Annotated in this window: 19 protein-coding genes and 1 tRNA gene; 12 read left to right on the forward strand and 8 right to left on the reverse strand. The window is 59.6% G+C overall.

What is annotated here, in order from left to right; translation table 11 throughout:
- Nucleotides 1-182: 182 nt before the first annotated feature.
- Nucleotides 183-737: a dCTP deaminase gene (gene dcd / locus AAC850_RS10280; protein WP_340588663.1), complete on the reverse strand. Its 555-nt coding sequence runs from the start codon at nt 735-737 to the stop codon at nt 183-185.
- A gap of 323 nt (nt 738-1,060) precedes the next feature.
- Between dcd and AAC850_RS10285 the strand changes: the two genes are divergently transcribed.
- Nucleotides 1,061-3,814: a YadA family autotransporter adhesin gene (locus tag AAC850_RS10285; RefSeq protein WP_340588664.1), complete on the forward strand. Its 2,754-nt coding sequence runs from the start codon at nt 1,061-1,063 to the stop codon at nt 3,812-3,814.
- A 263-nt stretch (nt 3,815-4,077) separates the two neighbouring features.
- Here AAC850_RS10285 and AAC850_RS10290 read toward each other — a convergent pair whose 3' ends face one another.
- Nucleotides 4,078-5,166, reverse strand: a complete 1,089-nt coding sequence (locus AAC850_RS10290) for a histidine kinase dimerization/phosphoacceptor domain -containing protein (protein WP_340588665.1) — start codon at nt 5,164-5,166, stop codon at nt 4,078-4,080.
- Nucleotides 5,167-5,211: 45 nt separating this feature from the next.
- Nucleotides 5,212-8,328, reverse strand: a complete 3,117-nt coding sequence (putA, locus tag AAC850_RS10295; RefSeq protein WP_340588666.1) for a bifunctional proline dehydrogenase/L-glutamate gamma-semialdehyde dehydrogenase PutA — start codon at nt 8,326-8,328, stop codon at nt 5,212-5,214.
- Nucleotides 8,329-8,416: 88 nt separating this feature from the next.
- On the opposite strand from putA, the gene AAC850_RS10300 reads away from it, so the two are divergent.
- Nucleotides 8,417-9,148 carry an Nmad3 family putative nucleotide modification protein gene (locus AAC850_RS10300; protein ID WP_340588667.1) on the forward strand — a complete coding sequence of 244 codons (732 nt, stop codon included), beginning with the start codon at nt 8,417-8,419 and terminating at the stop codon, nt 9,146-9,148.
- Here the strand turns inward: AAC850_RS10300 and AAC850_RS10305 are convergent.
- Genes AAC850_RS10305 through ftsE form a run of 4 tightly spaced genes read right to left on the reverse strand, consistent with a single transcriptional unit; the run spans nt 9,145 to nt 12,052 of the window.
- Nucleotides 9,145-9,864, reverse strand: coding sequence for a lysophospholipid acyltransferase family protein (locus tag AAC850_RS10305; RefSeq protein WP_340588668.1), 720 nt, complete (start codon nt 9,862-9,864; stop codon nt 9,145-9,147). The two genes, AAC850_RS10300 and AAC850_RS10305, sit on opposite strands and share 4 nt — an antisense overlap.
- A gap of 7 nt (nt 9,865-9,871) precedes the next feature.
- Nucleotides 9,872-10,399 (reverse strand): YdcF family protein, encoded by a 528-nt coding sequence (locus tag AAC850_RS10310; protein ID WP_340588669.1) that lies wholly within the window; start codon nt 10,397-10,399, stop codon nt 9,872-9,874.
- A 10-nt stretch (nt 10,400-10,409) separates the two neighbouring features.
- Nucleotides 10,410-11,330, reverse strand: coding sequence for a cell division protein FtsX (locus AAC850_RS10315; RefSeq protein WP_340588670.1), 921 nt, complete (start codon nt 11,328-11,330; stop codon nt 10,410-10,412).
- Complete coding sequence (gene ftsE / locus AAC850_RS10320; RefSeq protein ID WP_340588671.1) at nt 11,327-12,052, reverse strand: cell division ATP-binding protein FtsE; 726 nt, start codon at nt 12,050-12,052, stop codon at nt 11,327-11,329. The genes AAC850_RS10315 and ftsE overlap by 4 nt, the downstream gene beginning before the upstream one ends.
- Nucleotides 12,053-12,215: 163 nt before the next feature.
- On the opposite strand from ftsE, the gene AAC850_RS10325 reads away from it, so the two are divergent.
- The 5 genes from AAC850_RS10325 to AAC850_RS10345 all read left to right on the forward strand — a co-directional run bounded on the left by AAC850_RS10325 (nt 12,216) and on the right by AAC850_RS10345 (nt 15,312).
- Nucleotides 12,216-13,085 (forward strand): zinc-ribbon domain-containing protein, encoded by an 870-nt coding sequence (locus AAC850_RS10325; protein WP_340588672.1) that lies wholly within the window; start codon nt 12,216-12,218, stop codon nt 13,083-13,085.
- A gap of 109 nt (nt 13,086-13,194) precedes the next feature.
- Nucleotides 13,195-13,281, forward strand: a tRNA-Leu gene (locus AAC850_RS10330).
- 167 nt (nt 13,282-13,448) lie between these two features.
- The gene (locus AAC850_RS10335) at nt 13,449-14,624 is read left to right on the forward strand and encodes a tyrosine-type recombinase/integrase (protein WP_340588673.1); all 1,176 of its coding nucleotides are present in this window, start codon (nt 13,449-13,451) and stop codon (nt 14,622-14,624) included.
- 137 nt (nt 14,625-14,761) lie between these two features.
- Nucleotides 14,762-14,962 (forward strand): helix-turn-helix domain-containing protein, encoded by a 201-nt coding sequence (locus AAC850_RS10340; RefSeq protein ID WP_340588674.1) that lies wholly within the window; start codon nt 14,762-14,764, stop codon nt 14,960-14,962.
- Nucleotides 14,962-15,312 carry a winged helix domain-containing protein gene (locus AAC850_RS10345; RefSeq protein WP_340588675.1) on the forward strand — a complete coding sequence of 117 codons (351 nt, stop codon included), beginning with the start codon at nt 14,962-14,964 and terminating at the stop codon, nt 15,310-15,312. The genes AAC850_RS10340 and AAC850_RS10345 overlap by 1 nt, the downstream gene beginning before the upstream one ends.
- A 447-nt stretch (nt 15,313-15,759) precedes the next feature.
- Here AAC850_RS10345 and AAC850_RS10350 read toward each other — a convergent pair whose 3' ends face one another.
- Nucleotides 15,760-16,365 carry a hypothetical protein gene (locus AAC850_RS10350; RefSeq protein ID WP_340588676.1) on the reverse strand — a complete coding sequence of 202 codons (606 nt, stop codon included), beginning with the start codon at nt 16,363-16,365 and terminating at the stop codon, nt 15,760-15,762.
- Nucleotides 16,366-16,764: 399 nt separating this feature from the next.
- On the opposite strand from AAC850_RS10350, the gene AAC850_RS10355 reads away from it, so the two are divergent.
- The 5 genes from AAC850_RS10355 (at nt 16,765) to AAC850_RS10375 (ending at nt 21,608) form a co-directional block, all read left to right on the forward strand.
- Entirely contained in the window at nt 16,765-17,778 is a 1,014-nt protein-coding gene (locus AAC850_RS10355) for a restriction endonuclease (RefSeq protein WP_340588677.1), read from the forward strand.
- Nucleotides 17,779-17,874: 96 nt separating this feature from the next.
- The gene (locus AAC850_RS10360) at nt 17,875-18,315 is read left to right on the forward strand and encodes a DUF5681 domain-containing protein (protein ID WP_340588678.1); all 441 of its coding nucleotides are present in this window, start codon (nt 17,875-17,877) and stop codon (nt 18,313-18,315) included.
- The gene (locus AAC850_RS10365) at nt 18,312-18,617 is read left to right on the forward strand and encodes a hypothetical protein (RefSeq protein ID WP_340588679.1); all 306 of its coding nucleotides are present in this window, start codon (nt 18,312-18,314) and stop codon (nt 18,615-18,617) included. The genes AAC850_RS10360 and AAC850_RS10365 overlap by 4 nt, the downstream gene beginning before the upstream one ends.
- A gap of 769 nt (nt 18,618-19,386) precedes the next feature.
- On the forward strand, nt 19,387-20,919 hold the full coding sequence (locus tag AAC850_RS10370; RefSeq protein ID WP_340588680.1) for a sensor histidine kinase: 1,533 nt from the start codon (nt 19,387-19,389) through the stop codon (nt 20,917-20,919).
- Nucleotides 20,919-21,608 (forward strand): response regulator, encoded by a 690-nt coding sequence (locus tag AAC850_RS10375; RefSeq protein WP_340588681.1) that lies wholly within the window; start codon nt 20,919-20,921, stop codon nt 21,606-21,608. The genes AAC850_RS10370 and AAC850_RS10375 overlap by 1 nt, the downstream gene beginning before the upstream one ends.
- Nucleotides 21,609-21,829: the final 221 nt, after the last annotated feature.

A 21,829-nucleotide genomic window follows, 5' to 3' on the forward strand; every position in this document is an offset into this window, starting at 1 on the left:
GCTGCGGACGGGCGGTCGCCCTTGCGGCCCTTCGGGCCGTGCTCCGCGACACGGTAGCTAGTCCGTGCTGATATCGGGCGCGACAAGCGACCGACAGAGGCCGACCGGCCGACCGCAGGTGCCGCGCAGCGAAGCGGAGCGAATCGCACCGAGGACGCGCGCCCGGATGGGCGTGCGAAAAACTATAATTTAGGCAACGTCACCCCGCGCTGGCCCATATATTTGCCCGCCCTGTCAGCATAGGTGACTTCGGGCCGCTCATTGCCCTGCAGGAACAGGAACTGGCACGCGCCTTCATTGGCGTAGATTTTTGCGGGGAGCGGCGTGGTGTTGGAAAATTCCAGCGTCACGTGGCCTTCCCAGCCCGGCTCGAGCGGAGTGACATTCACGATGATGCCGCAGCGCGCATAGGTGCTCTTGCCAAGGCATATCACCAGCACATCATCGGGGATACGGAAGTATTCGACCGTGCGAGCGAGGGCGAAGCTGTTGGGCGGGATGATGCAGACATCGGTCTGCCTGTCGACCAGTGAATCGCTGTCGAAATTCTTGGGATCGACGACCGAGGAATTCACATTGGTGAAAATCTTGAACTCGTCCGCCACCCGCGCGTCATAACCGAAGGACGACAGGCCATAGGAGATATTCCCCTCCCGCCGCTGGCCTTCCGTAAACGGTTCGATCATGCCGTGACTCTGCGCCTGCTCGCGAATCCATTTGTCTGAGAGAATTGCCATGGGAGAGGGATTCCCTGTTGCGCGGGCAAGGGCAACCTTGCGGGGAAAAATATCCCCTCTCGCGACACTTTTGCGATGAAAGGCTAAAGGGAGTTCGCAATCAGCATTTTTCGCATTTGGCATCTTTTATTGAGCTAAACGCTTGTCCGAAAAAATAAAATGCCGCCCGCCTGTTTGTAATCTCCGAATTTCGTGTAATCATATGCACCGTTGAGGGGGGAAATTACCTCAGACTGAGAAATTGGATTGTCCGGCGGTTCGCCGGATAGTTTACCTTGGCCTGTGCCCTTGATGCGGTTTCCAACACTATTCAGGGAAATAACATGACCAAAATTACATTGCTTCTCGGCGTTGCCTTACCGGCATTCGCTTTCACTGCGATCACCGCCACACCTGCAGCGGCTGAAGAATGCCTGCTCGATAATGGCACGGGCAACATCCGCAGTATCTTCACCGGAGTAACGATCGTGAACGAGGGCAGTGTCGTCTCGGCGGCGGAAGCGTCCGATCAGGATTTCATCTTCGTCGGTTCCAGCACGACCCCTGATAATGATGGCAACGCGGATGGCGTTGCTCTTGGCTCACTGGCATGCGGCGAAGACTCGGTCGCTGCCGAGGACGCTACCGCACTTGGCGCGCAGGCAAATGCATCGGGCGCAATGGCCACGGCTATTGGCCACCAGTCCACTGCATCGGGGGCACAGAGCTTCGCCGGCGGCGAAGATTCAATCGCTTCGGGCAATTCCGCCATAGCTATCGGTTTCGAGGCCACTGCCTCGGGCATAGATTCGATTGCCATCGGCGGCGACAGTAGTTCTTCTCCCGCTCGCACCCGCGCCGCAGGCGATCAATCCACCGCGGTCGGGGCTCGAGCCCAGTCGCTTGGCCCAGACAGCAGTGCTTACGGCTACCGCGCCTCCGCTAGCGCCGAGGGATCCACCTCGACCGGAAGCCGGTCTGTGGCAAGTGGCGAATCCAGTTCTGCTTATGGTTTGCGTGCCAATGCCTCCGGTACCCAAGGGACCGCTGTTGGCGTGGTTTCAAATGCAAGCGGTGAGAATGCCTCGGCTTTCGGTGCTGCTGCAAGTGCAGGAGGCGACAATTCGGTTGCCGTAGGCAACAATGCATCGGCCACAATGTCGGGCGCGATTGCAGTCGGCAACGGCGCGCAGGCAACCAACACTCAGGCAGTCGCTATCGGTGAAGGCGCAATAGCCAGCGGTTCCACCGCAGTGGGCGGCGGTGCACTGGCGACTGGGGCCAATTCGGCAGCCTTCGGTATGTATGCCCAAGCAACAGGTGCTAACTCTTCAGCGCTAGGTGAAAACTCGATCGCTAGCGGCGTAAACACTACTGCGGTGGGTCAGGGCGCTCAGGCAATCGCCGATCAGGCTTCGGCATTTGGTGAGGGCGCACTAGCTACTGATGTGGGCGCGACAGCGAATGGCCAGGGGGCGCAGGCAACTGGCTTTTCCTCCACCGCAGTTGGCAGATTCTCAAACGCAACGAGCCAAAATTCGACAGCTGTGGGTGTAGGAACCACAGCGTCTGGCATACAGACGACTGCGGTTGGTAATAACGTCAATGCATCGGGTTTCGATTCGGTCGGGCTTGGTGCCATCGTTCAGTCTACCGGTGATTTCTCCGTTGCCATCGGCGGGCAAGTCAATGCGACCGCCGATGGAGCGATAGCAATTGGCGGCAACGCCAATGCGACTGCCGGCAATGCGGTTTCGGTTGGGCAAAATTCAGATGCAACTGGTGCAACTTCGGTTGCGCTTGGCAACGCTGCCCAAGCAACCAACACGGATGCCGTTGCCATAGGTGACCAAGCGAATGCTTCCGGTCTGAACTCGACTTCGGTTGGTTCGGAAAGCTCGGCAACGGGTATCGCCGGCTCGTCCTTCGGTTGGCGCGCAAATGCAACGGGCGAACGCTCCACAGCACTCGGCCACCTTGCCGATGCGACCGGGCTTCGTTCGGTAGCAGTAGGTGAAAACGCCGATGCGACCGGAGAGACTTCTATCTCCATCGGAAACAACGCGGTTGCAAGCAACACCGATGCCGTCGCCATCGGTGATATGGCCAACGCTTCGGGTTTGAATTCAACCGCGATCGGTTCGGAAAGCTCGGCAACAGGCGACGCCGCACAAGCCTTCGGTTGGCGCGCCAATGCATCGGGCGAACTTGCGACGGCAGTCGGGTATCTGGCTGTGGCTAGCGGTTTTGGCGCGACAGCGACCGGCGAAAATGCTCAGGCAACAGGCGTGGGCACAACTGCGGTTGGCCGTAACTCCAGTGCGTCCGATATCGACGGCTCTGCCTACGGCATTGGAGCGCAAGCGGACGGCATCGCCTCCACCGCACTGGGTAGCTATGCCAATGCGGCAACGCAGAATTCGGTTGCCATTGGCACCAGTGCGCAGGCAGCAGGTGCTCAAGCCGTCGCTGTCGGCGTCAATTCGGCGGCTACGGGTGACAACTCTGCGGCACTGGGCTCACAAGCCAGCGCAACAGGAACCACCTCGGTTGCCCTTGGAACGAACAGCTCTGCAGTCGCGGCCAATTCGGTTGCTCTCGGGGCTGGTTCGCAAGCCACACGTGACAACAGTGTCTCGGTCGGTACAGCAACCGCTACCCGCACCATCACCAATGTCTCTGCCGGAACGCAGGACACCGATGCGGTAAACCTGGCCCAGCTCAATGCGGTAAATGGCAACTCGGCCGCTGCCTTGGCACGCGCCGATGAAGCATTCGCGGCTATCATGGCTAGCGATGCACGGATCGGCCTTCTCGAAGGTAACGTCGCAACTCTGTTCGATCTCGCAGATACGGACAGGCGCGATGCCAGGCGTGGAACGGTAGCGGCTATTGCAATGACCACCGCACCGATGCCATCTGGCCCAGGGCGCACCAGCTACTCTGCCAACACCGCATTCTTCCGCGGCGAAGTGGGTTTCGGAGCATCCATTGCGCACCGTACCAATAGCGAGCAACCCTTCGCAATAACGGCTGGCGTTTCGTATAGCGGCGGCAAGAGCGCAGCTGCCCGCGTAGGTGTCGCCGGGGAATTCTAATCCGGCCATAACTAAGGATTACGGCGTCAATGGAGTGGCTTAGCCATCTTCGTTGACGCCGTTTTTCTTTGTGGAATAGCGGCGGTTGCAGATTGAGTCCTAAGTGAGATCACCAAAATAATCTGACATTTATCCCACGGCAAGCGGGCGCGCATCGCCGCCAGCAGCGGTTGTGTCGACGGTCGTCACGCGCTCGATCGCCAACCTTGTTACATTGTTCGGGCAGCCGGCTTCAGACGGAAATCCTGCGAAACTCTCGCTTCCTAGGCAGTCTGTCTGGCGACCCTCAATTGCATTCCGGGGGCGTTCGAGTGCCAATGGGCGGTTGCACTGAGTGACGAGGCAATCGACTTGATCACGCGCGTGCCTAAACCTGATGCGGAAGCCGCATGTTCGGCGTCGAGTTCGGTTGCGGTGCCGTTGTCATTGCAGACAATCGACCAGTCGTCGTCCAGCCCGCGGATGATGATGTCGACGGTTCCCTGCCCGTCCTTCAACCCGTGCTTCACGCTGTTGGAGACGAATTCGTTCACGATCAGCAGCAGGCCGTTGGCCAGTTCGGGCGAGGCTTTCTGGCATTCAACGTCGAACGCCAGTTCTGCTCCGTCCGGCATCAGGTGTTTCAGGTCAATCGCAGCCCGGTCGAACAGTGAACGCAGGTCCACCATGCCGCCTTGTTCCAATTCATGGAGTTCAGCGTGCAGCGAGGCCAGCGACCTGATGCGCGCGCTCGTATCCTGCAACGCAAGGCGCACGGCGTCATCGGTCGTGTTGCGGGCCTTCATCGATAGCAAGGCACCGATCGAGGCCAGCGAATTCTTCACGCGGTGATCGACTTCCTGGCGCAGCATTTGCTCCTGCTCCAGCGCAACCTTCAAATTGAGTTCGCGCATCACGTGTTTCGACAGGACCCTGAGGACGTGCTTTTGCCTGTCGGTGAGTGTGCGGGGCTTGTTGTCGAGGACGCAGAGCGTACCTAGGGGGAGGCCGTTAGCGCCTTTCAGCACGGCTCCTGCATAGAAGCGAAAACCGCCATCGCTCGCGCACAATGGATTGTCCGCCATCCGCTCGTCTTTAAGCGTGTCGGGAATTTCGACGAAATCACCCTGCAGGATGACATGGCCGCAAAGGCTGGTTTCTATCGGTGTCGACCTTACGCCTAATCCGACTTCCGCCTTGAACCACTGACGACCCTCATCGATAAAATTCACAACCGAAACAGGTACTTCGCAGATCTCGGAGGCGAGTTCGACAAGTTCGTCGAAATCTCTTTCGCGTTCGGTATCCAGAATCCCGTATCGACGAAGCTCACGAAGGCGCTCGTCTTCCTGCGGGTGAAGGTCTGGTTTCATCAGCCTTAGCTAGCAGAAATTCGGACCGTGGGAAGTGCGAGGCCTTCAGCCCCCGGCCAGCAGGCTCGCATTGCCGCCCGCAGCGGTCGTGTCGATGGTCGTCACGCGCTCGGTCGCAAACCGCGTTACATAATGCGGGCCGCCAGCCTTGGGGCCGGTACCCGAGAGGCCTTCACCGCCAAACGGCTGGCTGCCGACCACGGCGCCGATCTGGTTGCGGTTGACGTAGAAATTGCCGACGCGCGCGTGGGCTTCTACGAATTCGCGGGTCTCGGCGATGCGGCTGTGCAAGCCGAGCGTCAGCCCGTAACCGGTCGCGTTGATATCGTCGATCACCTGCCGCATCGTGCCGACCGGATAGCGCACGACGTGCAAGATCGGGCCGAACTGTTCCTCGTCGATATCGAGGATCGAGCCGACTTCGATGATGGTGGGCGCAACGAAATGTCCGTCTTCGCACAGCTCCGGCAGCGGCAGGCGGGTGACGGGGAAGCCCTCGGCCTGCATCTCCGCGACATGCGCTTCCAGCTTGGCCTTGGCCTCTTCATCGATCACCGGGCCGACATCGGTCGCCAGGTCCATTGGGTCGCCCACAACCAGTGCCCGGAAAGCGCCCTTGATCATGGCGAGCATGGAATCGGCAACATCGTCCTGCAAGTAGAGGACGCGCAATGCCGAGCAGCGTTGCCCCGCGCTCTGGAATGCGCCCGCCACCACGTCGCGCGTCACCTGTTCGGGAAGGGCGCTGGAATCCACGATCATCGCATTCTGCCCGCCGGTCTCCGCGATCAGCGTGCCGATCAGCCCTTCGCGCTGGGCGAGCGAGCGGTTGATGAGATGCGCGGTATTGGTCGATCCGGTGAAGGCCACGCCCGCGATACGCGGGTCCGATGTGAGCGCAGCGCCGACAGAGCCATCGCCCGGCAGAAGTTGCAAGACGTCCTTGGGAATGCCCGCCTGGTGGCACAGGTCGATTGCCAGCGCGGCGATGAGCGGGGTCTGTTCGGCAGGTTTTGCCAGCACGCTGTTGCCAGCAGCGAGCGCGGCAGCGGTCGGCCCCATGAAAATCGCCAGCGGGAAATTCCACGGGCTGATGGTGGCGAAGACGCCGCGCCCGTGGAGGCGCAGCAAATTCGTCTCGCCGGTGGGGCCGGGCAGCGGTTGCGGCGCGCCGAACAACATGCGCGCTTCGCAGGCGTAATAGCGCAGGAAATCGACCGCCTCGCGCACTTCGAGCACGGCGTCGGGGAGCGACTTGCCCGCTTCACGCTCGCACAGGTCGAGCAGGCGGGCGGTGTTCGCTTCGAGCAGGTCGGATGCCGCGATCAGCAGGTCGGCACGCGCTTCGCCACCAATCGAGTCCCACGTCGGCTGCGCGGCGACTGCGCGGGCGATGGCGAGGTCGATGTCCTTGGGAGTTGCCGGAATGCATTGCCCGACCACGCGGCCCGAGAAAGGCGAGCGCACTTCTGTCCGGTCGCGGTTCCGCTCGGCGCGCAGGGTGGAACTGGCGACGGGATCATCCTGCCGCCAATGCTCCAGCTCCTTCTCAAGCGGAGCCAGCACCAGCGGATCGGCCAGATCGACACCTGCCGAGTTGCGGCGGTTGGGGTAGATATGCGCGGGCAGCGGAATGGTCGGATTGCGGCGCGGGTTCATCGCGGTAAGCTCTGCCACCGGATCGGTCACCATGTCGGCAACCGGAACATCGGCATCGGCCATGCGGTTGACGAAGCTGGAGTTTGCCCCGTTCTCGAGCAGGCGGCGCACGAGATAGGCGAGCAATTCCTTGTGGCCGCCAACGGGGGCGTAAATCCGTACCGTGGTACGCTTGTCGCCCTCCATTTCGGCGAGCGTGTCATACACTTCCTCGCCCATGCCGTGGAGGCGCTGGAACTCGTATCCCGAAACGCCCATGTCCGCCGCCAGCGCCTTGATCGCGCCGATGGTGTAAGCGTTGTGCGTGGCGAAGGCGGGGAAGATGACATCATCCGCCTTCATCAATTCGCGGGCGCAGGCGAGGTAGGACACGTCGGTCGCGATCTTGCGGGTGAACACCGGATAATCGGTATGGCCGCCCACCTGGCTCAGCTTGATCTCGGCATCCCAATAGGCACCCTTCACAAGCCGCACGAACAGCTTGCGATCATGCTTGCGCGCGGCCTTGGCGGTCCAGCGGCACAGCTCGACTGCGCGTTTCTGATAGCCCTGGATGGCAAGGCCGAAGCCGTCCCACTGGCTGCCGTCGGCTCTCGTGAACAGGCTGTCATCCGCCAGCAGCGCCTCGATAATGTCCATGCTCAGCTCAAGCCGCTCGGCTTCCTCGGCATCGACGGTAAAGTGGATATCGGCCTCGCGCGCCTGCTCGGCCAGTTCCCGCAGCATCGGCACGATGGCCTTGCGCGCGGCCTTGGCGTGGAGGAAATCATATTTCGGATAAAGCGCGGACAGCTTCACCGAAATGCCCGGCCCGCCGTGCACGCCGCCCGGTTCCTTTGCGAGCCGTTCGATCGCGTTCCAGTAGGCGTGGGCATAGCGTTCGGCATCGTCGTAGGTCATCGCCGCTTCGCCGAGCATGTCGAAACTGTGGGTCAGGCGCTTCTTGCGCTCGGGCGCAGCGCGCTTCATCGCCTCGTCGATGGTGCGCGCGTAGACAAACTGGCCCCCGAGGATTTTCATGGCCTGCTGCACGGCCTGCCGGATTACCGGCTCGCCAAGCCGCCCGGTCGTCCGCCGCACGGTGTTGGCAAGACCCGCTTCGCTACGCACGCCGCCGCGCAGCACTTCGCCGGTCAGCATGAGAGAGAAGGTTGCCGCATTGACGAACACCGATTTGCTGGTCCCCAGATGCTCGGCCCAATCGACATTGGCGAGCTTGTCACGGATCAGCGCGTCGGCGGTCTGCTGGTCGGGAATGCGCAGCAGGGCCTCGGCAAGGCACATCAGCGCGATGCCTTCCTCGGTATTGAGGCCATAGGTGGCAAGGAAGGCGTCGAGCCCCTTGCTGGTGCGTTTGCGCGCGCCTTCGATCAGCTTCGTGGCGTAGGCGGAAGCCTTGTCGTGCAGGGCGGACACGGGTGCGGCCTGCTCCAGCCGTTGGGCTATGCAGGCTTCTTCTTCCATGCGGTAAGCTTGGCGGAGCGCGAGTCGATCAATAGTCATTTGCGCGCCCTTTCGCATATGGTTTCATCTGCAAGCAAGCGAAGTCGACGCATTGCAGTGGGCGGGTTGATGGAGCAGGGGGCATGGTATGAAAATCATCCTGAGCCGAAAGGGTTTCGACAGCAGCTCTGGCGGTGGCCCCTCGCCAGTGGTGAGCGGGCGCGCATTGAGCCTGCCGATCCCCGACACGCAGGGGATCTCGCGCACGAGTTATGGCAGTTTGCGGCTGGGTGGACATGCCAGGGCAGCTAGCAGGGGGAGGCTGAACGGCAGGCATCTTTGTCATAACGACCCGATGTTTACCGATGACGGGCGCGCTTATCTGGGCCAGTGCAGCGCTGCGCAAACGCATCTCGCCAATCATGGCGTGAGTATCGGCGACCTGTTTCTGTTCTTCGGACTGTTTCGCGAAGGGGCACGGCGTCCTCACCACCGGATTTTCGGCTACCTCGAGGTCGAGGAGGTGGTCGATCTGGCGACTTGCGAAGATAGCGCCCGCAGCACGCTGGCGGCGCTCGATCATCCCCATGCCATTGGAATGCATTCGAGCAATGACGCGGTCTATTGCGGGCCGGGCAAGACCCATGCTCCGGCTTGCGAGGGATTGCGCCTGACCGTCCCCGACGGTTCGCCGAGCTTGTGGCAGGTGCCCCCGTGGCTCGCCGAGACGGGGCTCAGTTATCATGGCAAGGCAGAACGCTGGTTGCCCGGCAACCGCTTGCAAAGCGTGGCGCGGGGGCAGGAATTCGTGGCCGATATCGGAGGCCGGCAGGACGCGCGCGACTGGGCGGCGCAGATCGTGCAACTGATCGAAAGCTAGGCGTTCTCGCCTTCTACAGCCGTTTCGGTTTCGACAGCGTCGTTCAACGCATTGATCCCGGCATGAACCCGTGCGGCAACTTCCTGCCGCGGCAGACCCGGCTCGATCATTTCGCCGAAGTGCCAGGTGATCGTGCCGCGCTTCTTGAGGAACGGGCCATAGACCGGGCCGCTGTTCACTGCGACCGGTACAACCGGCAGGCCGAACAGCTTGTACAGCGCGGCGAAGCCAGATTGCAGCGGCGGCTGCGTTCCGTGCGGTACGCGCGTCCCCTCGGGAAAGATAACGATGGGCCGTCCCTGATCGAGTGCGGGCTTGGCCGCCTTGAGCATCGAGCGCAGCGCCTTCGCGCCCTGTTCGCGGGCAACCGGGATCAACCCATAGGCCAGTCCTGCACGGCCCCATCCGGGAATATCGAACAGTTCGCGCTTTGCCACGCCTGCCGGGTGATCGAAGGTATGCGCCATGGCGATGGCTTCGAAAAAGCTTTCGTGCTTGATAGCGTAGAGCGCGGGGACATCGGGCCGCGTCCCCGTGATCTCGATTGTCAGCCCGAGCAGGCGGGTGCAGCACCAATGGTGCCAGTGCGACCAGTTATCGCAGATCGGGCGGACCCATTTTGGCCGCACATAGGATGACAGCGCCGCAATTGCCGAAATGAACGCGGATCCGATATAAAAGGCGAGGTAGAAGGCGATATTGCGTAGTAACAGCATGACCGTCTTAGCCTAGCGCCTGCAAGGTCCAGACCGCGAGGAACTTGTGATATTCCACGAACAGGGTCGACAGGCTGACTTCGGAGCGGACAGCATCGCGCTCTATCGCGATATTGTCGGGAAGTTGCTCGGCAAGTTCTGCCGCCGCGCGCCGCATATGCCAGTCTGCGGTAACAAGGCGCAGCGAATTGTAGCCGCGCTCCTCCATCCATTCTGCCGTCTCACGGGCGTTGCCACGCGTATCGAGCGCCGAGAAGCCAAGCGTGACGCAGCAATCCATGACCCTGTCGGGAACATCGAACTCGACCTGGAATTCGCCCGGCAGCACTGAAGGGTCGACCCCCGTCACCAGCATCTGCTCTGCAGCGCCAAGCTGGATCAGCTCCAACCCGCGCTCGATCCGCCCGCCGCTCCCGGTAGGAACGACGATGGCATCGGTCGGCGATGTCTCCATGGGCTGCGGCAAGGCGACCGCGAAGAAGACAAAGCCCAACGCCCAGGCAATCAGGGGAATGGCAATCAGGGTACGGATCAACGCTAAAGCCTCATAACATCCGTCGCAGCGCGGCGACGACGGTCAGGCGCGCGGTTATCACGGCCAGCACGACGCCGATAACAGGAATTGCGCCAATCGCCACCCAATCGATAATCCCCAACCCTCCACCGGCAACAAGGCCGGAGCCAAGACCCTGGAATTGCTGTGCAAGTATGAAAATTGCGGATAGGCCCAGAAGCAGTCCCGCGATCCCCCCCAGGGCCGCATCGATACCGATCGAGCGCGCGAACAGCGATGCGATCTGGCCATCCGTCCCGCCGAGGTGATGGATTGCCTCTATCGTTCCGCGATTGGAGCCAAGCGCGCTGCGCGCCGCCAGCCACACCGCCGCCGCACTCGTCAGGGCCAGCAGGACGACAAGTCCGATTGCGAGAATCTGCAGTGAGCGAACTGCATCGAATACCGGACCGAGCCAGCTTGCCTGCGCATCGAGCCGCGCCGCCGGTGCCTCGGCCAGCAGCCCTTCGCGCATCTGCTCAAGCCGCAGCGCGGTGACGGGACCGGACAGGCGCACGTCGACCAGTGCGGGGATCGGCACGCCATCTTCTTGCGCCTGGCCGACATCGCCCAGCCACGGCGCAAGCAGCTCGGCCAGCTCGTCATCGGGCACGCGGCGCACCGATGCGACATCCTCGCGGTTCGAGAAATAGGATACCGCGCGTTCGGCCTGCCGGTCACGCTCGAGTGGTGCCGCCTCAACGATCTGGACCGTCAGGCCGCCGGCGATCTCGTCGCGCGCATTGTCGGCGATGTTGTTGAGAGCAAGTCCTGCTGCTGCCGCCATTACGGTGAGCGCGATCATGATGGCGATCACCCACGGCATTGGCCCGGCGATGCGGGCCTGTTGCAGCAGGCGGCCCGAATCGCCGAAGCGCGGCCCGCCGCGCCGGATGGGCGAGGGCGCGCTCATGCGCCTGCCGGCTCGCGCCGGGGTGGATAGCGCAGAGCACCGGTCGGGTCGGACAGCGTACCCTTGTTGAGCCGCATGATAAGGGAATCGGGCACCTTGCGCAGCAAGTGGACATCGTGAGTGGCGACCACGACCGTCGTGCCCAGCCGGTTGAGCGCCTCGAACAGGCGCAACAGCTTCACCGCCATTTCGGGATCGACATTACCGGTCGGCTCGTCCGCGACAAGAATGGCGGGTCGGTTGATCACGGCACGGGCGATGGCTGCGCGCTGCTGCTCCCCGCCCGAAAGCGTTTCGGGCCGCGCGTCGCTGCGATGGTCCAGCCCGACCCAGGCGAGCATGTCCGCGACGGGCTTCTTCAACCGCTCTTCCGACATGCCCGCAATGCGCAGCGGCAGCGCGACATTATCGAAAGTGGTCAGGTGCGGAACGAGGCGGAAATCCTGAAATACCACTCCGATCCGCCGTCGCACGTCGGGCAGGGCTTTGCGCGGTAGGGTGATGACATCTTCGCCGAACATAGAAATCATGCCGCGGCTCGGGCGCTGCGCAAGGTAAAGCAGCTTCAGCATCGAAGTCTTGCCGGCACCGCTGGCTCCGGTGAGAAAGTAAAAGCTGCCGGGATACAGTGTGAAGGAAATATCGCTCAGCACTTCGCGGTCGGTGCCATAGCGCAGCCCGACGTTGGAAAACTGGACAATTGAACTTTCTGGCCCGCTCATAACGCCTAGCTAAAGCCTGAGGTGGGTGACGGGAAGTGCTCAAAAGCCATGTATTTGCAGTATAGATGCTGGCGCTTGTGGAAAACAGGCGCAACTTGCTACTTCTGGTGGCGCGTCAATCTTGTTGCGCGCGAATCTGACGCGTAGGCATCGAAGCTGGCCCATGATTATTCAGTGCCCTGCCTGTACGACACGCTATGTTGTGCCCGATGCCGCGATTGGTGTGGATGGCCGGACTGTGCGTTGCGCAAAGTGCCGCCACAGCTGGTTTCAGGACGGGCCGACGCTTGAAAATTCGGACCTCACCAAGCCCGACAAGACTGGCAAGGCGGCGACGCCTGCCGCTCCCCGCCCGGCATCGCCGCCAGGCCCGGCTCCCGCGCAATCGCAGGTGGAGGACGATGCAAAGGTCTCTGCGCCCCCATCCGACATACAGGATGCGGAGGAAGAGCAGGCCGATTCGCCGCATGAAGAACCCGCCGCGCCTACCGAAGGGCCATCAGCCGCGTCCCAGCGCGATGTCATTCGCCCGCCGCGTTCCGAGCCTGCGGATTTCGGTGATCCGCCGGCTTCCGCCTTCGATCACGAGCCACCGTTCCGGCCGCGCCGCAACTGGCTCAAGCTGTGGACATGGGCTGCTGGCATTTTCGCACTGGTCGTTGCAGGGTTGATATTTGCCGTGTCCTATTGGGGCCTGCCCGACTGGGTCCCGGTCGAACAGCCGACCTTTGCCGCCGGCCAACCCGATCTCGAGCTCGATTTCCCGCCTGACCAGCAGGAAAGACGCACTCTGCCTAACGGCACCGAATTCTTCGGCGCCAGCGGAACGATAACCAACATCGGCACTACGGCGCGCAATATCCCGACGATATTGATTGTCCTGCGCGATTCGCGTGATCGTATCGTTTACAGCTGGGAAGTACCGCCTCCGCAGCGCACGATCGCTCCGGGTGAAACTATTCCTGTGAGCGAGGCCGTCACCGATATTCCGCGCTCCGCACGCGAAGTTCAGATAGGCTGGAAGCCGGAGTAATCACCTTCCGGTCACTGTCAGCGAATAGACTGCTTGCAGCGGTGAAACCCTTTTGCTAGTGGCGCGCTCCTACCGAGGCGGGCCGTTGGCCTTGCACTCCTATCGATGTGCGGTCGTGGCGGAACTGGTAGACGCGCAACGTTGAGGTCGTTGTGGCCGAAAGGCCGTGGAAGTTCGAGTCTTCTCGACCGCACCATCAAACTTTTCGCTGACATTCGCGGGGGACCAATCGGTTCCCTTTTTTCGTCGTAGATCAGCCATTTTCTCCCTCACAGGCTTTCATTGCTCTTCATCCTCTTTCGGCCTATCAGTGTGGGACGAAATGAGGGAAGTTCTGTAACTAGAACGGAAGGGCATAGCGAAATGGGCAATTTGACCGCTGCAAGCGCCAAGGCAGCTTTACGGACGCCGGGGCGATACCGCGACGGGGGCGGTCTCATGCTTTACGTTCGCGAGCCGGGAAAGGCGTCTTGGGTCGCACGACTGCAAAGTGAGGGAAAGCGGCGCGATTACGGGCTTGGCTCCTATGATCTGGTGTCGCTGGCGGAGGCTCGCGAAAAAGCGCGGGCCTACAAGCGGGAGTTACTTTCTGGTGGTGATCCACTCGCTTTGTCGCGTCCCCCGGAAGGAATGACCCGGCTCTTTAGGGAAACGGCTCTCGAATTTATCGAGACCAAGGTTTCAAAGGGTAGCCGTGCGCGCGAGAGGGCGCGGTTGGAAAATCATGCCTTCCCCAAGCTGGGTAAGCTCCAACTCCAGAGCGTTGATGCAAATGCGATTGCTGATTGCCTAGCGCCGATTTGGCAAAAGAAGCCTGAGACAGCTCGAAAAGTGCGTGAGTTCATTATTCGCACACTTCGGTTTGGACGCCCGGATGGGGCCTTGCTGATTGGCAATCTGGCGAAGGCGGTGAGCGACCGGCTGCCCGCTCAACCGCCCCGAGGGAATTTCGCGGCGATGGATTATCGCGACGTTCCCGCACTCATGGCGAAGCTGGAAGCCAAGAGCGGTATCGGTGCGCTTGCGGTTCGCGCGACAATTCTCACCGCCGCGCGCTCGGGGACAATTCGAGAGGCGACTTGGGAAGAGCTTGATCTGGAGAATGCAGTTTGGAGCATTCCAGGCGAGCACATGAAGATGCGCCGTCCGCACCGTATTCCCTTGTCTGCTGAGACTGTTGAAGTGTTTCGCGAGGCTGCCAACATCCGTCGAGCAGATAGTCGGCTGATCTTCCCGTCTCGCACCGGCGGTTCTCTCTCCGATATGACTTTGACGAAGGCGCTCCGTGATCTTGGGGAACGAGCCACGGTGCATGGCTTCCGCAGCGCATTCGAGGATTGGGCGGCTGAGCAGACTTCCCAGCCGCGCGAAATTCGTCGCGCCGCGCTTGCTCATAAAGTCGAAAACGAGGTTGAGGCTGCATACCTCCGGACGGACTTCTTCGATAAGCGACGGGGCCTGATGGACGCATGGGGTCGCTTCGCTACCGGCAAAGAAGCTGGTCAAGTGATCAAACTCAAAACGTCCCGCTCGATTTGATCTGTTTTCGCTGCGAGCCAAGTGGTTGCGCTGGCATTCAAACGCAATTAGATTGCGAACTGCAACAGGGGCGATGCCCCGCCACGAAACCGCCCGGTAGTCGGACGGTTGGAGCACTTCACTAGGAGGCTCCACACGTGGCCATTACTCAGACTTGCCAGCTTGATCCCGAAATCCTTGCCTACCGCGTCAAGGATGCCAGCCGCGTTTCCGGCATCGGCATCACTTCGCTTTATGCCATGATGAAGGACGGACGGCTGGAAAAGCGCAAGGTTGGCGGCATGACGCTGATCCCTGCTGCCTCGCTCCGCTCGCTGATCGACGGGGAGGCAGTCTAATGGAAAACGCCCTCCCCCGGCTGGGGAAGGGCGCTGCCATCGTCGAAAGTGACAGCGCCCCCAATGCCACTGGCAACCGTCGCGCGAAAGCCCGCCTTACCTGCCACCCCGTTGATGCCGCTCCCTTCACGGTAAGCGGCAAGACTGCCCGCGCGCTCCGCCTCTTGGCGACCAACAGCGACGGGATAACTCCGCTGGATTGCATTCCCACCATCATGCGGCTGGGCAGCATCATCTGGCAGCTTCGCCATCGCTACGGTTTGGCGATCTCGACCGAAATGGAGCCACACGAGGATGGCCGGCACGCGCGTTATCGCCTCGTGTCACGGTTCCGGCTGGAGAGTGGATAGACGAATTGCCCCCGCCGGGTGCGCTGGCGGGGGCGATACCGATTGAGGACGGGTAAGACGGTGGCTCAATCGGTGTGTTTGGCGCTACCACGGGTTGCATCAGAGCGCCAGCCCAGCCGAAGGACCGAAGGGCGATGCCGTGGCGGAAAGCTGCCTAGCTACATAGCGGTCCCGCTGTCTCGCCAGCTCCGGCTTGACAGTGCCTGAAAGCGACGCCCGGCTCCGCCGTCCATCGCAAGGGCAGGGACGACGCCTTCGCATCGGCCATGTGCCAGAGCGGGGGATGTTCGCCTCTGCCTTCAGCTCAACCCTCACCACCATCCATCACGGATGCTGCAAGCTTGACGATTAGGGCCTGAGCTGTGAGACGAAGAGTGTAGCCCTCGCGAAATCGGGTGTCGTAAGAGCCAATGCCCCGGGTGGAAAGTGCTTGTTGCTCAGTCGAGGCTAGCTTGATGCCGCTGCTCGCTGGGAAGCCGTCGTTAAATACCCGCCGATCTGTGAAAGAATGTATCTGGCCTCGGAGTGCAGGCTCGAAACACTCGCGTCATTGGACATTATGCCGTCAAAGTAAGTAGCCGTCGCTGCGACATTTACGTCTACAATATCATTTACGATCTTCTCTGGCTTCTTTTCCATCTGCTTTCCCTCGGCCACCCAATGAGAAAACAGTAATGTCACGCAAAGCGAGTAGCGGAAGGGGAATAGATTGATCGCATCTCCGACGGTTTTTGGCCAATAATGCTTCTCAATTCCACCATGCTCGTAAAGCACCCGAGTTTGCTCAAACATCAAATCGATAAGCTTACCTTGAGTTTCGGAAGAGCGAGGTAGCCTATCTCGCAATTCGATTATCTGTTCTTTGCTGAATAACGAGGTGAGCCTGTCAAAAATGCGCGGAAATTGTTTTGCATTCTCCAAGAGGAAGGCCAGATTGTCCTCGGCTTCCTTCTGACTAGCTTCGATATAAGCCCGCTCTCTTCCGCCCTTTTGTGCATCGCCTAAAAACTGATTGAATGTCTGGAAAGCCGCAGTCTGCTTGGCATCGATCATTCGCGGTCCGAGACCACTCGACCTTGAGCTGAGGCGAAGGATTTTGTCGGGCCGCTTCAGTATGGCGACTTGTCTTGGATAACGTCGCAGGATTGCAGTGGATTTTTCTGCCGATAGCAGCGCGTTCTTCTTGAAAGTCTCCATTAATACCGCGTCCGGAATTACCGCGATGTTGCTAGTTCCACGAGATAGGTAATGGTCAAGCCGGGGATCTTGCAGACTATTGGTGTCGATTACGGTCCGTATGATCACCTCGCTAAAATCTCCGGTGCTCCATCGCTAATCAACGCTAAGCTCGTAATCGGCAGCACGAATGCCGCTAGTAGACTACAAATGCGCGAACCGCGACCTTGCGCATCCTCGCTAGGCTTCTGCACATACCGCGCTCAGTCGACTTCTGTGGTTGATCGGGTAACCCATTTATTGCGTTGCCGTGATTTAGTTGCCAACCTGCACATCACAAGAGGCTTCTCTCAAGGGGACGGCGCATTGGCTATTCCGGATTACCAGACATTGATGCTCCCGGTGTTGCAGTTAGCCGCTCAAGGCGAAATGAGAGTGCCTGAGGCAGCCGAGAAGATCGCGGATCAACTCTCGCTCAGCGAAGATGATCGGGCGGAAATGTTGCCAAGCAATCGGCAACGGGTGCTGCACAATCGTATCCACTGGGCCAAATTTTATATGAGCAAGGCAGGGTTGGTCGAAAACCCAAAGCGTGGGTTGTTTCGCGCCACCCCTAATGGGATGGCGCTCTTGGCGTCTCACCCTCCTACAATCGATAATGAGGTGCTTAAGGCATATCCGTCATTCGTAGAGTTCCTGGAAAAGAGTGCCTCTGGGAAGCCAAAGGACGAAAAGCCTGTCACAAAGGCAGCTGCCGGTTCAACAGCCACCCCAGAAGAGCAAATCGACGCGGCTCAAGCGGTTTTGCATTCAGCTCTAAGTGGTGACCTGCTGCAACGTATTCTCGACAATTCCCCTACATTCTTTGAGCAGGTGATAGTCGATCTCCTTGTTGCGATGGGCTACGGCGGCACTCACGAAAACGCTGCATTGAAGCTCGGAAAGAGCGGCGACAATGGTGTAGACGGAGTGATCGATGAAGACCGCCTTGGTCTCGACCGAATTTATGTTCAGGCCAAGCGATACGCGGAGGCTAACTCGGTAGGACGTCCGGAAGTCCAAGCGTTCGTCGGCAGTCTGGTCGGGTTCGGCGCAACCAAGGGAGTTTTCGTCACCACTTCCGCATTCAGCAGTGGTGCACGTGAATATGCAAATCAAATTCCTCAGCGCATCATTTTGATTGACGGCTCCCGCCTTACCGATCTGATGATTGAACACGACGTTGGCGTGCGCGTGAGCCGCACTGTCAGGATCAAGCGAATTGATGAGGACTTCTTCGAAGAGATCTAGTCTCTCGCAGGCAATGCGCGTTCCACCTAATTGGCCTGATGGCGGTAAAAGGCTGCGAAGAAATCCGATAGGTGCTTCCGCGAAAGCGAGGAGTGCATGCCTGATAGCCCTGCCAAAACAGGCCGCCGGAAGAACGGGACGTTTCGCAAGGGCGTTTCTGGCAATCCGAAGGGCCGTCCGGCTGGCAGTCGTCACAGCGTCTCTCTTGCATTGGAGGCGCTCATTGGCGGTGAAGCCGAGGCGCTAACCCGGCAGGTGATCCAGCAAGCTCTCGGGGGCGACGTGCAATCCCTTCGTATGTGCATGGACCGGCTATATCCCGCACCGAAGGACCGCCCGATCAATTTCACTCTGCCAGCCGTTGAAAGCCTGACCGATCATCCAAAGGCCATCGGCGCGTTGCTGGTTGCAATGGCGGCTGGCGAGCTAACGCCTACCGAAGCGGCATCTTTCGCGAAGTTGCTGGAGGCTCATGCTAATGCAACCGGGCTTGCCGAGCTTGAGCATCGCATCGCTGCGCTGGAGAACCGCCAATGAGCCGGAGTTTGGAGCGTCGTGTGCAGGCACTGGAAGCCGAAAGCCCCGCATCGTGGGCAGCGAGCGCCGCAGATGAATTTTGGCGGGCCGTAGCAAATGCGAAGGGCAATTTCGGCCCTTATGATAGCGAGCTAACCGTGGCCCAGCGCATTGTGCGTTTCACGCCGCTGGAGCATCTGGCTTGGCAACTCAACTTCACCGGGGAAGCCGATCTGGAGGCTATTCTCGCGCTTTACGGAGAGACGCCGCCCGAAATCTGGACCGGCTGGGTGCTGCTATTGAACTGGATGCCCGGAGATTGATCGCAAAAGTGCAGTTCAATACATCGTAATATCCAGCAAGCTCCAATCATTGCCACTGGCATCAGGGGCAAGCATCACCGTGTAATTCTGGCGGACGGTCGCACCAAACCCATTTTGAGCGTCGACGTATCCACGGACGGTGAACGCGCATTGCCCATTGCTTGCCGTGAACCGAGAAACAGATACCCCGCTAGAATTGACGAAGGGAAAGTCGGCCGTGCTGGGAGAGCGGAGTTGGCGCTTCACGAACTCTTGCGACATTACAAACGCTGTCGTGTCTTGCTCGCATGGCGGTGTGCTAGAGCAAGCGGCAAGCGTCGCGGCGATCAAAATTGCAAGATGGCGCATAGCGAGAGTGTATTATCAGCAAATGCTCGCGTCTAGCCGAACAACTTGAGGAAGCGGGTATCGGGCTTCTGAAGGGGGATGAAATGAGGGATGAAAGAAGTTTGAGCGCACTCATTATTTAGTAGAATACTGATAATACAGAGCGTTATGAAAAGTCGGTTCTAATCCTCTCGACCGCACCAAACAATCAGCCAAGCTAACCGATTTTCGCCTCCGGGCGGCATTTGCCGGTAGAATGGCGCAGTTCTGCGGCCTTCTCTCTTTTTGTGCAGACAAGTGCAGTCAGAGATCTACTCCTGTTTGACAGGATCCAGGCAAAGTCAGTCGGCTATTTGGTAGCCATGGCGAGCATCGCCATTTTGAAATTCGTACGACTATTTCCGGCGCCTTTCCGATTGCATGTGAAAATGGCGTTGAAGTGTTGAGGGCAAAAACCGGCTATCGTTCCCGCATTCATTTATCAGGGAGCCCACTTAAAGTGACCAGACGCTTTGTCATCGATATTTCCATTGACGTCATCATCTTCATGCTTGCGGTCGCTGGAACATATGTGGCGCAACTTGGAGATCGACCGATCACGGCCGTTCTCGTTTTTCTGTCCGGCGTCATCGCTATCGCCTTTCGTTCGGGCCTTCTCAGCGGTCTTGTTGCAGCCATCGCTGCCTCGCTGATTTACAACTTCTTCCTCAGCGAGCCGACCTTCCGATTTGGCATTACGACGGCTGACGAAGCGGTTCCCCTGCTGGCTTTCAATGCGGCTGCCCTTGTTGCTGCTGTGATGGTGGGGCGCCTAAAGGACTCTGCGCAAAGAGCCTATGTCGCGCAGTCCGAGACGGCGTTCCTGCTGGCCGTCAGCGACCGGTTGCAATCAGCCGTGAAAATTGAGGAAGTCGAGGCCGCAATCCGCGCGATTGTGCCACGCGAAGGCGTAAGCGCGGTGGAAATTTTCCTGGTCCGTGGTGACACCTATTACCGGCCATCAACCGGCGAGGTCGATATCGACCAGCTAAAGCCCCTGATTGAAACTTCGACCGACACATCGTCTGGTGGAGCGGGCAAGTCAGCCATCGTCGAACTCACCGGTGCGCGTGGCTCGCTGGGCATCGTCAAATTCAAACTCGTTGGCGATCCCATGGAACGCGCGGATCAGAAAAACCTTCAGTCGATCGCATCAATGCTGGCATTGGCTGTGGAGCGGTGCCTCCTTCTCGAAGAAGTGATGGAGGCGCGCGCTCTAGCCAGGACCGAGGCACTGAAAGATGCACTCCTTTCGTCAGTTTCCCACGACCTGCGCACGCCCCTTACAGTAATCAGGGCTGCAGCAGGGGCACTCAATTCGGACGAAGTCAATTTGCCCGAAGCTGAGCGGGAGCGCTTGCTCGCGTCCATCCTTGAGCACTGCGAGCGACTTGATCGCTACACTGCCGAGCTTCTTGATGTCGGCTTGATCGAGTCTGGCATTCAAGAGAACGCGCTTGAGGTTGTCGATCCAGCAGAGATCATGCACCTTGCGATCAACCAGGCACGCAGTGTCCATTCCTCCATCCGCGTGGAACGCGAGGTCCCGCGCGAACAGCATTTCATACGTGCCAATTCGGGAATGTTGCAGCAGGCGATTTACAACGTGATCGACAACGCCCAAAAATTTGGCGGTGAGGCTGCCGCAATCAAAGTTGGACTAACTTATGCGGGAGATGAAGCCGTCATCACCGTGACAGATCATGGGCCGGGCATATTCGGGCGTGAGCGAGCGAGTGTGTTCACCCGCTTCTACAAGGGCAGCGAAAGCGCGAAAAAGGCTGGCCTTGGCTTGGGGCTTTTCATAGCCAAGGGCTTTGTCGAGGCGTTTTCTGGTACCTTAACGGTGCATTCGCCAGTCGTTAACGGACGCGGCGCACGCTTCGAATTCCGACTGCCGCTTATCGCTGATATCGAACCAGCGGTGTCGGCTTGATGCGTATCCTTATCGTCGATGACGCACCCTCAATCATCGATGCCTTGCGCCCTGTGTTGATTTCGTTGGGCCATGAAATTTTCGAGGCGGCTGATGCAAAGCAGGCGCTAGATGTGGTCGGCGCTTCTGATCTCGATCTCGTGCTTCTGGATCTAGGATTGCCGGACGCCGACGGGATTGAACTGATACCGGCGATAAAGCAGACGGCGGAGGCCGCAGTTATCGTTATCTCCGCCCGTCACTTGGAGAAGGACAAGGTTCGCGCTTTGGATGAAGGCGCCGATGACTATGTCGACAAGCCGTTCAGTTTGAACGAGCTTCTAGCGCGTATTCGGGTGGCAGAGCGGCGACGGACCGAGCTAGGCGGTCGTACCGTCACAAGGTATGTCTCCGCCGGTCTGGAAATCGACCTTACCACAAGGGTGGTCACCTTGATGGAAGAACCGATCCATTTGTCTCCGAAAGAGTTCGCTTTATTCGAGTTGCTTGCCCGCCACTCCGGGCAGGTCGTTACGCAGCGGCAGATGATGATCGCCGGGTGGGCAACGCCGCGGATCGACGGGCAATACCTGCGAAGCTACATTTCTATGCTGCGCGATAAACTGGAAGTCGATCCATCCGACCCAGAACTTATTCTGACCGAACCGGGGGTAGGCTACCGCCTCAACGCCGATTTATCGCCTGCCTGATTCAAGTGTTGGCGGCAGGTCCGGCTCTATCGGGGGACGAACGGAGCTTTGGACCTGCCGACTTTGCGTAAGATCAGCGATCAACTTGGGGAATTCCGCTGACTGATCGTATTTTAGGACGAAAATTGCTCGATCGTTACTACGCGATTTTTATGCGAGGCGTGAAAATCCCATACTAACTGTCAGCCGGCGATTGGCAGTAAATTCGCGGCGAGCAATCG

The organism is Erythrobacter alti (assembly GCF_037996805.1).
Classification (GTDB): Bacteria; Pseudomonadota; Alphaproteobacteria; order Sphingomonadales; family Sphingomonadaceae; genus Alteraurantiacibacter; species Alteraurantiacibacter alti.

Coding starts and splice junctions, on each gene's coding strand:
- dcd (WP_340588663.1), bottom strand. CDS start 737: ATGGCAATTCTCTCAGACAAATGGATTCGCGAGCAGGCGCAGAGTCAC.
- AAC850_RS10285 (WP_340588664.1), top strand. CDS start 1,061: ATGACCAAAATTACATTGCTTCTCGGCGTTGCCTTACCGGCATTCGCT.
- AAC850_RS10290 (WP_340588665.1), bottom strand. CDS start 5,166: ATGAAACCAGACCTTCACCCGCAGGAAGACGAGCGCCTTCGTGAGCTT.
- putA (WP_340588666.1), bottom strand. CDS start 8,328: ATGACTATTGATCGACTCGCGCTCCGCCAAGCTTACCGCATGGAAGAA.
- AAC850_RS10300 (WP_340588667.1), top strand. CDS start 8,417: ATGAAAATCATCCTGAGCCGAAAGGGTTTCGACAGCAGCTCTGGCGGT.
- AAC850_RS10305 (WP_340588668.1), bottom strand. CDS start 9,864: ATGCTGTTACTACGCAATATCGCCTTCTACCTCGCCTTTTATATCGGA.
- AAC850_RS10315 (WP_340588670.1), bottom strand. CDS start 11,330: ATGAGCGCGCCCTCGCCCATCCGGCGCGGCGGGCCGCGCTTCGGCGAT.
- ftsE (WP_340588671.1), bottom strand. CDS start 12,052: ATGAGCGGGCCAGAAAGTTCAATTGTCCAGTTTTCCAACGTCGGGCTG.
- AAC850_RS10325 (WP_340588672.1), top strand. CDS start 12,216: ATGATTATTCAGTGCCCTGCCTGTACGACACGCTATGTTGTGCCCGAT.
- AAC850_RS10335 (WP_340588673.1), top strand. CDS start 13,449: ATGGGCAATTTGACCGCTGCAAGCGCCAAGGCAGCTTTACGGACGCCG.
- AAC850_RS10345 (WP_340588675.1), top strand. CDS start 14,962: ATGGAAAACGCCCTCCCCCGGCTGGGGAAGGGCGCTGCCATCGTCGAA.
- AAC850_RS10350 (WP_340588676.1), bottom strand. CDS start 16,365: ATGATCGATGCCAAGCAGACTGCGGCTTTCCAGACATTCAATCAGTTT.
- AAC850_RS10360 (WP_340588678.1), top strand. CDS start 17,875: ATGCCTGATAGCCCTGCCAAAACAGGCCGCCGGAAGAACGGGACGTTT.
- AAC850_RS10365 (WP_340588679.1), top strand. CDS start 18,312: ATGAGCCGGAGTTTGGAGCGTCGTGTGCAGGCACTGGAAGCCGAAAGC.
- AAC850_RS10375 (WP_340588681.1), top strand. CDS start 20,919: ATGCGTATCCTTATCGTCGATGACGCACCCTCAATCATCGATGCCTTG.